At 64.1% G+C, this 12172-nt stretch carries 10 protein-coding genes; 5 read left to right on the top strand and 5 right to left on the bottom strand.

What is annotated here, in order from left to right; all coding sequences use genetic code 11:
• Positions 1-137: 137 nt before the first annotated feature.
• The 4 genes from GDH07_RS01405 (at position 138) to GDH07_RS01390 (ending at position 5569) form a co-directional block, all read left to right on the top strand.
• Entirely contained in the window at positions 138-587 is a 450-nt protein-coding gene (locus tag GDH07_RS01405) for an EVE domain-containing protein (protein ID WP_152896533.1), read from the top strand.
• Positions 588-765: 178 nt separating this feature from the next.
• Positions 766-1731: an HlyD family secretion protein gene (locus GDH07_RS01400; protein WP_152896532.1), complete on the top strand. Its 966-nt coding sequence runs from the start codon at positions 766-768 to the stop codon at positions 1729-1731.
• A complete protein-coding gene (gene rbbA / locus GDH07_RS01395) occupies positions 1728-4451 on the top strand; it encodes a ribosome-associated ATPase/putative transporter RbbA (protein ID WP_152896531.1) in 2724 nt (907 codons plus the stop codon). Before GDH07_RS01400 ends, rbbA begins: the two co-directional genes overlap by 4 nt.
• Complete coding sequence (locus GDH07_RS01390; protein WP_152896530.1) at positions 4451-5569, top strand: ABC transporter permease; 1119 nt, start codon at positions 4451-4453, stop codon at positions 5567-5569. Before rbbA ends, GDH07_RS01390 begins: the two co-directional genes overlap by 1 nt.
• A 121-nt stretch (positions 5570-5690) precedes the next feature.
• Here the strand turns inward: GDH07_RS01390 and GDH07_RS01385 are convergent, their stop codons facing one another.
• Complete coding sequence (locus tag GDH07_RS01385; RefSeq protein WP_022641759.1) at positions 5691-6098, bottom strand: flagellar basal body-associated protein FliL; 408 nt, start codon at positions 6096-6098, stop codon at positions 5691-5693.
• Positions 6099-6256: 158 nt separating this feature from the next.
• On the opposite strand from GDH07_RS01385, the gene GDH07_RS01380 reads away from it, so the two are divergent.
• On the top strand, positions 6257-7234 hold the full coding sequence (locus tag GDH07_RS01380; protein WP_022641760.1) for an NADPH:quinone oxidoreductase family protein: 978 nt from the start codon (positions 6257-6259) through the stop codon (positions 7232-7234).
• Positions 7235-7253: 19 nt separating this feature from the next.
• Here GDH07_RS01380 and GDH07_RS01375 read toward each other — a convergent pair whose 3' ends face one another.
• From GDH07_RS01375 to rho, 4 genes are all read right to left on the bottom strand, one after another.
• Positions 7254-7895, bottom strand: coding sequence for a gamma-glutamylcyclotransferase (locus GDH07_RS01375; RefSeq protein ID WP_022641761.1), 642 nt, complete (start codon positions 7893-7895; stop codon positions 7254-7256).
• 215 nt (positions 7896-8110) lie between these two features.
• Entirely contained in the window at positions 8111-9079 is a 969-nt protein-coding gene (locus tag GDH07_RS01370; protein ID WP_022641762.1) for a CDP-6-deoxy-delta-3,4-glucoseen reductase, read from the bottom strand.
• Positions 9079-10545, bottom strand: coding sequence for a 4-hydroxy-3-polyprenylbenzoate decarboxylase (gene ubiD / locus GDH07_RS01365; protein ID WP_022641763.1), 1467 nt, complete (start codon positions 10543-10545; stop codon positions 9079-9081). Before ubiD ends, GDH07_RS01370 begins: the two co-directional genes overlap by 1 nt.
• Positions 10546-10667: 122 nt before the next feature.
• Entirely contained in the window at positions 10668-11927 is a 1260-nt protein-coding gene (gene rho / locus GDH07_RS01360; RefSeq protein WP_022641764.1) for a transcription termination factor Rho, read from the bottom strand.
• Between the last annotated feature and the right edge of the window lie 245 nt (positions 11928-12172).

Here is a 12172-nt window from a genome sequence, read left to right as displayed (position 1 = left end):
TGCGGCAGCGTCAAGCTTAAAATCCCGGCATTTTGCGATAACGTGAACCGACACGCAAATGCTGGCGTCAACCGACCGTCGGTTTGTCATAAAATTGCCAGATCACCCGTTCACCCACCTTGTCGGAGGGCAAGCACATGGCCTATTGGCTGATGAAATCCGAGCCGGACGAGCTCTCCATCGAAGGCCTGCAGGCACTCGGCCAGGCGCGCTGGGATGGCGTGCGCAACTACCAGGCACGCAACTTCCTGCGGGCCATGGCCGAGGGCGACGAGTTCTTCTTCTACCATTCCAGCTGCCCCGAGCCGGGCATCGCCGGGATTGGCCGGATCGTCAAGGCTGCCTACCCGGACCCCACCGCCCTGGAGCCGGACAGCGTCTATTTCGATCCCAAGTCCAGCGCCGAGAAGAACGCCTGGAGCGCCATCGACGTGGCCCATGTGCAGACCTTCGGCAAGGTCCTGCGCCTGGACTACCTCAAGCAGCAGGCAGCCCTTGCCGAGATGCCCCTGGTGCACAAAGGCAGCCGCCTCTCGGTGATGCCCGTATCCGCCGAGCAGTGGGCGGCGGTGCTCGCGCTGCGCTGATCCCCGCGCACGCCATGGCCATGCAAGCCATGGCAGCGTTGCCGGTTTTTTGTCACGTCCATCATGCAGCCTGCAAACATTGAGGTTAGGCTAGCGCCCTTTACATTTGACGAGCATCAAGCGGTCCAGGCTTGAGGTTCGTCAGACTAGGACGCTATAGCCGCAGGACGCAGACCCCATGTCGAAGAACCGCCGTTCCTCCCGTGTTTTCGCTGTTTCCCTCTTGATCCTATTGCTCGCTGCCGGTGGTTTCGGCTACTGGAAGTCCCTCCAGGACCGCCTGCCCGAAGGCTTGAGCATGGGCAACGGCCGCCTGGAGGCCACCGAGGTGCAGATCGCCAGCAAGATCCCGGGGCGCCTGGCCGAAGTGCGAGTCCATGAGGGCGACAAGGTGCTCCAGGGCCAACTGCTGGCACGCATGGATACCCGGACCCTGGAAGCCCAGCGCACCCAGGCCGAGGCCGAAGTGGCCAGGGCCCGGGAAAACCTCTCTGCCGCCGAAGCCAATGTGCAACTGCGCCAGAGCGAACTGCTACTGGCCAACCAGGAACTCAAGCGCTCCCAGGAGCTGTTCCGTCGCGGCTTCGCCAGCCAGCAGATCATCGACCAGCAGCAAGCCCGCCTGAGCACCGGCAACGCGGCAGTGCTGGCGGCCCAGGCCCAGGTCGCCTCGGTCAAGGCCGCCATCGGCGCCGCCCAGGCCCAGGTGGCCCAGCTCATCAGCGAAATCGACGACAGCAGCCTGCGCGCGCCCATCGACGGCATCATCCAACTGCGCCTGGCCGAACCCGGCGAGGTCCTGGGCGCGGGTGGCCGGGTGCTGCTGCTGATCGATCCCAACGACCAGTACATGAACCTCTACCTGCCCGCCTCCGTCGCCGGGCGCCTGACCGTGGGCGATGAAGCACGCCTGCTGCTCGACGGCCTGCCCAACCAGCCACTACCGGCGAAGATCAACTTCGTCGCGGCCAAGTCCCAGTTCACCCCCAAGGAAGTGGAGACCCGCGACGAACGCCAGAAACTGGTGTTCCGGGTCAAGGTGCGCCTGACCCAACCCGCCGCCGTGCCACAAGCCAAGCCGGGCATGCCCGGTGCCGGTTACGTGCGCACCGCCCCCGTGGACTGGCCGGCTAACCTGCAATGAGCGGCCTGGCGCTGCAAGCGACCGGCATCGCTCATCGCTATGGTCCGCAACAGGCCCTGGTCGATATCGCCTTCAGCCTGCCGGCAGGTACCCGTTGCGGCCTGATCGGTCCGGATGGCGCCGGCAAGTCGAGCCTGCTGGGGCTGATCGCCGGGGTCAAGAAACTCCAGCAGGGCCAGCTCCAGGTACTCGGGGGCGACATCACCCAGCGGCGCCACCGCAGCAGCCTCTATCCGCGCATCGCCTTCATGCCCCAGGGCCTGGGCGGCAACCTGTACCCCGAGCTGTCCATCAGCGAGAACATCCGCTTCTTCGCCACCCTGTTCGGCCTGCCCGCCAAGGAATGCGCGCAGCGCATGCACAGCCTGCTGCTGGCCACCGACCTGCTGCGCTTCGCCGAGCGCCCGGCCGGCAAGCTGTCAGGCGGGATGAAACAGAAGCTCGGCCTGTGTTGCGCACTGATCCACGAGCCGGACCTTTTGATCCTCGACGAACCGACCACCGGCGTCGACCCGCTCTCGCGCCGACGCTTCTGGGAACTGGTGGAGGACGTGCGCCAGCAACGACCACAGCTGACGCTGCTGGTGGCCACCGCCTACATGGAGGAAGCCGAGCAGTTCGAGCATTGCCTGATGCTCGATCGCGGCCGGTTGATCGCCCAGGGCCTGAGCCAGGAGCTGGCCAAGGTCACCGCCAGCGGCAAGCTGGACGACGCCTTCACCCACTTCCAGGGCGACGGCGGCCAGGACAATCCGCCGCTGGTGATCCCGCCCCGCTCCAGCGCCAACCAGGACATCGCCATCGAGGCCCATGAACTGACCCTGCGCTTCGGCGACTTCACCGCCGTGAACAAGGTCAGCTTCGCCATCGGCCGCGGGGAGATCTTCGGCTTCCTAGGCTCCAACGGCTGCGGCAAGACCACCACCATGAAGGTTCTCACCGGGCTGATGCCGGCCACCGAGGGCAGCGCCAAACTGCTGGGCAACCCGGTGAATGCCAAGGACCTGGCCACCCGCAAGCGGGTCGGCTTCATGTCCCAGAGCTTCTCGCTGTACGGCGAGCTCAGCGTGCGCCAGAACCTGGAGCTGCACGCCCGCCTGTTCGACTTGCCCAAGGACCAGAGCGGCCCGCGCATCGAGGAACTGATCCAGCGCTTCGACCTGGGCGCAATCGCCGAGCAGCAGTCCGGCGCCCTGCCCCTGGGTTTGCGCCAGCGCCTGTCGCTGGCGGTGGCGGTGCTGCACCGGCCGGAAGTACTGATCCTCGACGAGCCCACGTCCGGGGTCGACCCGGCGGCCCGCGACGATTTCTGGCGCCTGCTGGTGGAGCTGTCCCGGGAACAGGGCGTGACCATCTTCCTGTCCACCCACTTCATGAACGAAGCCCAGCGCTGCGACCGCATTTCCCTGATGCACGCCGGCAAGGTACTGGCCTGCGATACCCCAGAGGCGCTGCAGCGCCAGTACGCCGGCGAGACCCTGGAAGCGGCCTTCGTGCGCTGCCTGGAAGACGCCCAGGGCGCCCCGGACACTCCACCTCCCTCCCAGCCGGAACCAGCAGCCCCGGCTGCGGCCAGCGCCCCCGTGCACTCGGGCCTGAGCCTGGCGCGGTTGCTGGCGGTGGCCACCCGCGAAGGCAAGGAACTGCTGCGCGACCGGGTGCGCCTGGGGTTCGCCCTGCTCGGAGCGATCTTCATGATGGTGATCTTCGGCTACGGTATTTCCCTGGATGTGGAGAAGCTGGCCTTCGCCGTCTACGACCAGGACCAGACCCCGCAAAGCCGCGCCTACCTGGAAGCCTTCCGCAGCTCACGCTACTTCGAGGAAAAACCGACGATCCGCAACTCCGCCGAGCTGCACCGGCGCTTGCAACGCTCGGAGATCAAGCTGGCCCTGGAAATCCCTCCCGGCTTCGGCCGCGACCTCTATGCCGGGCGCCAGCCCGTGGTCGCCGCCTGGCTCGACGGTGGCATGCCGTTTCGCGCGGAGACCAGCCGCAACTATGTCGAGGCCGTGCACCAGGGCAACCTGGAACTGCTGGCGGAGCACAGCAGCCTGCCGCGCAACTCACGACCTGCGGCCAAGCTGGAAACCCGCTTCCGCTACAACCAGGACGTGGTCAGCGTGAACGCCATCGGCCCCGGCGTCATGGCGCTGATCCTGGCGTTCATCCCGGCCATGCTCACCGCCTTGGGCATCGTCCGCGAGAAGGAGCTGGGTTCGATCACCAACTTCTACGCCACACCACTGACGCGCCTGGAGTTCCTCCTGGGCAAGCAGGCGCCATACCTGGCTGTCAGCCTGATCAACCTGGGGCTGCTGGTGGCCATGAACCGCTGGCTGTTCGGCGTACCGTTCAAGGGCAGCGGCCTGACCCTGGCCCTGGGCGGGGTGCTGTACGTGCTGGCCACCACCAGCATGGGCCTGCTGATCTCGGCCTTCACCCGCACCCAGATCGCGGCGATCCTGGGCACCATGATCATCACCAGCCTGCCGACCATCCAGTTCTCCGGGCTGATCGTGCCGCGCTCGTCCCTGGACGGTTCGGCGGCGATCATGGGCCAGCTGTTCCCCGCGGGCTACTTCCTCGACATCGCGGTCGGTACCTTCACCAAGGCCCTGGACGTGCGTGAACTCTGGCCCCAGTGCCTGGCGCTGGTGGGGTTCTTCCTCGGCTTCACTGGGCTGAGCCTGGTCATGTTGAAAAAGCAGGAGGTCTGATGAACCGGCTTGCCCATATCCTGCGCCTGGGCCTCAAGGAACTCACCAGCCTGCGCCATGACAGCGTACTGTTGCTGTTCCTGATGTACGCCTTCACCGTGGCCATCTACCTGCCAGCCGCCGGCTCGGTGATAGGCGTGCACAACGCCAGCGTGGCCCTGGTGGACGAGGACCATAGCGCGCTGTCGCGCCTGCTGGGGGAGTCCCTGCAACCGCCGGAATTCCAGGTCCCGGCAACCCTGCCCTACGACCGGCTGGACGCCGTGCTGGACAGCGGCCAGTACACCTTCGTGATCAACGTCCCGGCCAACTTCCAGAACGACCTGCTGGCCGGGCGCCAGCCGGCGGTACAGGTCAACGTCGACGCCACCGCCATGAGCCAGGCCTTCATGGGGGCGGGCTACATCGGCCGGATCTTCCAGCGCGAGCTGCTCGACTACGCCGGCCAGGGAGACACACCCGCCAAGGCCCCGGCCCTGCTGACCACCCGCGCGCTGTTCAACACCAACCTGCAGGGCGGCTGGTTCCTGGCGGTGATCCAGATCGTCAACAACATCACCATCCTGGCCATCGTGCTCACCGGCACCGCGCTGCTGCGCGAACGCGAGCACGGTACTCTCGATCACTTGCTGGTGCTGCCGCTCACAGCCCTGGAGATCATGCTGGCGAAAATCTGGAGCAACATGCTGGTGGTGGTGCTGTGCACCTGGATATCGCTGGAAGTGGTCGTCAAAGGGTTGCTGGGCGTGCCGCTGGCCGGCTCCCTGGGCTTGTTCCTGATAGTCACCGCGCTCTATCTGTTCGCCAGCACGGCCCTGGGCATCTTCCTCGCCACTTTGGCCCGCTCGACCCCGCAGTTCGGCCTGCTGGCGATCCCGGTGATCATTCCGATGCTGTTGTTATCCGGCGGCAGTACACCGCTGGACAGCATGCCGCAGTGGTTGCAATGGGTGATGCAGGGTTCGCCATCGACGCATTTCGTCAGCTTGAGCGCGGCGATCCTGTTCCGCGACGCCGGCGTCAGCGTGGTCTGGCCCGACCTGCTGGCCCTGGGTGCGATTGGCCTGGCGTTCTTCACCATCGCCCTGGCGCGGTTTCGCAAGAGCCTGGCGTCCTGAGGTTGCCTCGGGACGCCGACATGCAGGAGCGAAGCTTGCTCGCGATCAGCCTTAAGGCTGGAATCTGGCGGGGGTCGCGATATCGCTATCGCGGGCAAGCCTCGCGCCTACGGGTCCAGCATTACTGGATGATCAGGTTGTTGAACAGCAGGTCCTCGACCACCGGCTTGCCGGTCTCGTCGTTCATCACCTGTTGCACCTGCTTGAGGGCTTCCTGGCGCAGTTTTTCCTTGGCCTCGACATTGTTCATGGTCTCGGCGGTCTGCTGGGCGAACAGCGCCACCAGCTGGTTGCGGATCAGCGGCTCATTGGCCTTGACCGCCTGGGCCGCCGGGTCGCCGGTCACCCGCAGGGCCACGTCGGCCTTGTAGACCTTGAGCTTGGGGCCGCCATCCAGGCCGTAGTTGCCCACGAAGGGCGGAGTCAGGCTGATGTAGCTGACTTTCGGCGCTTCGCCTTCTTTAGCCTCTTCGGCCATCGCTGCCACAGGCAGGGAGAGGGCCAGCAGCAACATGATCCACGCTTTCACAATTCGCTCCTTAATCCGGTTTGCGGCCTAGCATAAAGGCCCGCCAGCCTGAGCCCAAGCACAAGCTTATGGCTGGTTATCAGGGCCGGGCATGCTCGTTGACCACCTGGTTCACACTCCTACACTTATCGGCCACCACTCCCAAAGGAATAGCCCTGATGAAAGCCGTGCTGTGCAAAGTCTTCGGCCCTGCCGAAACGCTGGTGCTGGAAGAGGTCGCAAGCCCAGTGCCGAAGAAGAACGAGATCCTGCTGGACGTACATGCCGCCGGGGTCAACTTCCCGGACACCCTGATCATCGAGGGCAAGTACCAGTTCAAGCCACCGTTCCCCTTCTCTCCGGGTGGCGAGGCGGCCGGCGTGGTCAGTGCAGTGGGCGAGAAGGTCAGCCATCTCAAGGCCGGCGACCGGGTCATGGCCCTGACCGGCTGGGGCAGCTTCGCCGAACAGGTGGCGGTGCCGGGCTATAACGTGCTGCCGATTCCCCAGGCCATGGACTTCAACACCGCCGCGGCCTTCAGCATGACCTACGGCACCTCGATGCATGCCCTCAAGCAACGGGGCAACCTGCAGCCCGGCGAAACCCTGCTGGTGCTCGGCGCTTCAGGTGGCGTGGGCCTGGCAGCGGTGGAGATCGGCAAGGCCATGGGGGCCCGGGTGATCGCCGCCGCCAGCAGCGCCGAGAAACTCGCCGTGGCCAAGGCCGCCGGTGCCGACGAATTGATCAACTACAACGAGGCCAGCCTCAAGGACGAGATCAAGCGCCTGACAGGCGGCAATGGCGCCGATGTGATCTACGACCCGGTGGGCGGCGACCTATTCGACCAGGCCATCCGTTCCATCGCCTGGAACGGCCGGCTGCTGGTGGTGGGATTCGCCAGCGGGCGCATCCCCGAGCTGCCGGTGAACCTGGCCCTGCTCAAGGGTGCTGCGGTGGTAGGCGTGTTCTGGGGCTCCTTCGCCCAGCGCCAGCCCCAAGACAACGCGGCGAACTTCCAGCAACTGTTCGCCTGGCACGCCGAAGGCAAGCTCAAGCCCTTGGTGTCGCAAGTCTATCCCCTGGCCGAGGCGGCCCGGGCCATCGACGACCTCGGCCAGCGCAAGGCCGTGGGCAAGGTGGTGGTGCAGGTGCGCTGAGCCGACAGGAGCTACGCCCTCAGCAGGCCTTGCAACGCTTGAGCCGCGCCTCCAGATTGCGATCCGGCATGGCGTGGCTGCGCAGGGCATGGACCGTCTGCTCGACATAGTCGCGGGTGGTGCCGTAGCGCCCGCAGGCGCTCTCGAACACCTGGTTCAGCACGTGGTCCGGCAGGTTGCCGGCGTAGCTGGGCAGGTGCCGCTCCAGCACGAACCCCAGCGCCTGGACCTGGTTGCCGTCTTCGAGGCGGCAGTTGAGCCAGTGCGGGCGGTAGGAGGGATAAGGCATTTCCCGCTGCCACAGCGCATACAACGAATCTTCCAGGCACTCTTCCGACAATCGGTAGGCGAAACCGCTGCAGGAGCCGCCACGGTCCAGGCCGAAGACCAGGCCCGGCAGCTCGGGCGTCCCCCGGTGCTCGTGGGACCACAAATACAGGCCCCGGTGATAACCATGTACCCGCCCGCGTACCCGTTCGACCGCCGAGCACTCCGGACGCCAGATCAGCGAACCGTAGGCGAACAACCAGACCGGCCCGCCCTGATGGCGGGCCATGGTGGCTTGCATGGAGCTGCGAAGTTGTTCGTGGGTCAGCTGCGGCCCGAGATCGAGACGCGGAGGGTAAGCCAGGTTCAGGTAGCTGGATTCAAGGGCGGTCATGGCGAATAGCGTTCAGCTCCCCGCGAGAAAGAAGTTACTTAATAGAACGCCCGGCAGTAACTACAAGACACATAAGTTACAAGGCAAGTTAAGTAAAAATAACCAAGGCTACTTAACTTGAAGGACAGGTATATAACCTACCGATATTTATCAAATTAGATAAATATCGATGGGCTATATAGCAAGTTATAACGCACGGTACAGGGTCGGCAGGATCAGGACCGCGGAGCGTAGGCGAACACATCCGCACGCATCTGGTGGGCGTCCATGCCGGCGCTCACCAGGGCGTCGAGGGTGGCGTAGATCATCGCCGGCGAACCGCTGGCATAGACATGCACCGACGACAGGTCGTCGATGTCCTCGCTCACGGCCTCATGCAGCATGCCGCAGCGCCCTTCCCAGCCACACAGGTCGCTGACCACCTTGTGCAGGTAGAGATTGGGCAGTTGCTGCCACTGGTCCCAGTGCTCCAGCTGGTAGAAGTCCTCGGGCCGGCGTACCCCCCAATACAAGTGCACCGGATGCTTGAAACCCTTGGCCCGGCAATGCTCGATCAAGCTGTGCATCTGCGCCATGCCGGTGCCAGCGGCGATCAACACCAGCGGACCATCGGGCAGCTCGGCCAGGTGGGTGTCGCCAAACGGCAACTCGACCCGGGCCATGCCGTTGCGCTGCAGTTGTTCCATCAGGCTTTGCGCGCTGTTTTCCCGGGCCAGCACATGCAGCTCCAGGTCACGCCCGCAGTGAGGCGCCGAGGCCAGGGAAAACGCCGACTTCTCGCCGTTGTCCCGCTCCAGCAGCAAATATTGGCCGGCGTGGTAGCGCGGCGGCTTGCCCGCCGGCGCCCGCAGCCGGACCCGCCAGACATCACCGCCGACTTCCAGGCATTCAACGAGCTGACACGACAGGCTGCGCACCGGCAACTCTCCCAGCGCAAGGACGCCGTCCCACAACACGATGCAGTCTTGCAGCGGCTCCGCGATACAAGTGTAGAACTCGCCGTGGTCACGCACATCGCCGGCCTGCCGCACGCTGCCTTCCACCAACAGGGCAGCACAGACGTGACAGTTGCCATTGCGGCAGCTCTGGGGGCAGTCATAGCCCAGGCGCCTCGCCGCATCGAGAATACGCTCGCCGGGCAGTGTCTCTAGCACCGCTCCGGAGGGCTGCAAGGTTACACGCATCAATCTATTCCTAATTGATTCCAGATGGCATCGATCCGGCGGGTGACCGCCTCATCCTTGACGATGACCCGTCCCCACTCTCTGGTGGTTTCTCCGGGCCACTTGTGAGTGGCGTCCAGCCCCATCTTCGAACCCAGGCCGGATACCGGCGAGGCGAAGTCGAGGTAGTCGATCGGGGTGTTGTCGATCATCACCGTGTCGCGCTTGGGGTCCATGCGCGTGGTGATGGCCCAGATCACGTCGTTCCAGTCCCTGGCGTTGATATCGTCGTCGGTGACGATAACGAACTTGGTGTACATGAACTGTCGCAGGAACGACCACACGCCGAGCATTACGCGCTTGGCGTGGCCCGGGTACTGCTTCTTCATGGTCACCACCGCCATGCGGTACGAGCAGCCCTCGGGCGGCAGGTAGAAGTCGGTGATCTCCGGGAATTGCTTCTGCAGGATCGGCACGAACACTTCGTTGAGCGCCACGCCGAGGATCGCCGGCTCATCCGGCGGACGCCCGGTGTAGGTGCTGTGGTAGATCGGCTTGGTGCGATGGGTGATGCGTTCCACGGTGAACACCGGGAAGCTGTCCACTTCGTTGTAGTAGCCGGTGTGGTCGCCATAGGGGCCTTCCGGGGCCATTTCGCCCGGATGGATCACGCCCTCGAGGATGATCTCGGCGGTGGCTGGGACCTGCAGGTCATTGCCCCGACACTTCACCAGTTCGGTGCGGTTACCCCGCAGCAGGCCGGCGAAGGCATATTCGGACAGGGTGTCCGGTACCGGGGTCACGGCACCGAGGATGGTGGCCGGGTCGGCCCCCAGGGCCACGGAAACCGGGAATGGCTGGCCCGGGTGCTTTTCGCACCACTCGCGGTAATCCAGCGCGCCGCCACGGTGGCTCAACCAGCGCATGATCACCTTGTTGCGCCCAATCACCTGTTGCCGATAGATGCCCAGGTTTTGCCGGTCCTTGTTCGGTCCGCGGGTCACCGTCAGGCCCCAAGTGATCAGCGGTGCCACGTCGCCCGGCCAGCAATGCTGGATCGGCAACTGCGAAAGGTCGACATCGTCGCCCTCGACCACCACTTCCTGGCACACCGCGTCCTTGACCACCTTCGGCGCCATCGACACGACCTTCTTGAAGATCGGCAGCTTGGACCAGGCATCCTTCAGGCCCTTGGGCGGCTCGGGTTCCTTGAGGAAGGCCAGCAGCTTGCCGATCTCGCGCAATTCGTCGGTGGACTCGGCGCCCATGCCCATGGCCACCCGCTCGGGGGTGCCGAACAGGTTGCCCAGCACCGGGATGTCGAAACCCGTGGGTTTTTCGAACAGCAGCGCCGGGCCCTTGGCGCGCAGGGTGCGGTCGCAGACTTCGGTCATTTCCAGGACAGGAGAGATGGGAACCTGGATGCGCTTGAGTTCACCGCGCTGTTCCAGGCCACGAATGAAGTCGCGCAAATCGCGATACTGCATGCAAGAGCCTCGTGTTGGCCGTATCGGTCGGGGTGCAGAGTGTAGCGCCGTTCAGGCCGCAATGGCCAAAGTGCAGACAGCAAAAAGCCGGGTTGCCCCGGCTTTCGCTCGACCCGCTGATGTTACTTGCGCTTCATCGACAAGAAGAATTCATCGTTGGTCTTGGTCTGCTTCAGCTTGTCGACCAGGAACTCGATGGCGGCGACTTCATCCATCGGATGCAGCAGCTTGCGCAGGATCCACATGCGCTGCAGCTCGTCGTCGGCCGTCAGCAGCTCTTCGCGGCGGGTACCGGACTTGTTGATGTTGATGGCCGGGAATACGCGCTTCTCGGCGATACGACGGTCCAGGGGCAGTTCCATGTTGCCGGTACCCTTGAACTCTTCGTAGATCACTTCGTCCATCTTCGAGCCGGTCTCGACCAGCGCGGTAGCGATGATGGTCAGCGAGCCGCCTTCCTCGATGTTCCGCGCGGCGCCGAAGAAACGCTTGGGTTTCTCCAGGGCGTGGGCATCGACACCACCGGTCAGGACCTTGCCGGAGCTCGGGATCACGGTGTTGTAGGCACGGGCCAGGCGGGTGATGGAGTCCAGCAGGATCACCACGTCCTTCTTGTGCTCGACCAGGCGCTTGGCCTTCTCGATCACCATCTCGGCCACTTGCACGTGGCGGGTTGGCGGCTCGTCGAAGGTGGAGGCGACCACTTCGCCACGCACGGTGCGCTGCATCTCGGTCACTTCTTCCGGACGCTCGTCGATCAGCAGGACGATCAGGTGGCACTCGGGGTTGTTGCGGGTGATGTTGGCCGCAATGTTCTGCAGCATGATCGTTTTACCCGCTTTCGGCGGAGCGACGATCAGGCCACGCTGGCCCTTGCCGATCGGCGCGCACAGGTCGATGACACGGCCGGTGAGATCTTCGGTGGAACCGTTGCCGGCTTCCATCTTCAGACGATCGTTGGGGAACAGCGGGGTCAAGTTCTCGAACAGGATCTTGTTCTTGGCGTTCTCGGGGCGGTCGTAGTTGATGGTATCGACCTTGAGCAGCGCGAAGTAACGCTCGCCTTCCTTCGGAGGGCGGATCTTGCCAACGATGGTGTCACCGGTGCGCAAGTTGAAGCGACGGATCTGGCTTGGCGACACGTAGATATCGTCCGGCCCGGCCAGGTAGGAGGCATCGGAGGAGCGAAGGAAGCCGAAGCCGTCCTGGAGGATCTCCAGCACGCCATCACCGGAGATTTCCTCACCGCTTTTCGCGTGCTTTTTCAGCAGGGAGAAAATCACGTCCTGCTTGCGCGAACGGGCCATATTTTCTATGCCCATCTGTTCGGCCAATTCGAGCAGTTCGGTAATCGGCTTTTGCTTGAGTTCAGTCAGATTCATATAGGAATGACGTAATCATTTATAGAGGGGGAAATTAAGCTTTTGGCTTAATGAGGCCGCGCCGCGGAGAAGGCGACAGGATCGCGTACTTATTCGAAAAGGAGAGCGTCGGCGACGGCTTGCAGGGGGCACTGGAGAAACCAGTGCGGGGCCGAATGTAACACCTGAGTTTCGGAGCGTCTAGCCCTCAATTACGAAAAAGCCCCGCATTTTGCGGGGCCTTTTCTAACATGCTGAAACCGAGG

This window comes from Pseudomonas piscis, from assembly GCF_009380155.1.
GTDB lineage: Bacteria > Pseudomonadota > Gammaproteobacteria > Pseudomonadales > Pseudomonadaceae > Aquipseudomonas > Aquipseudomonas piscis.
Note: the sequence above shows the minus strand (reverse complement) of the source record. Positions and strands in the feature narration are given on the sequence as shown.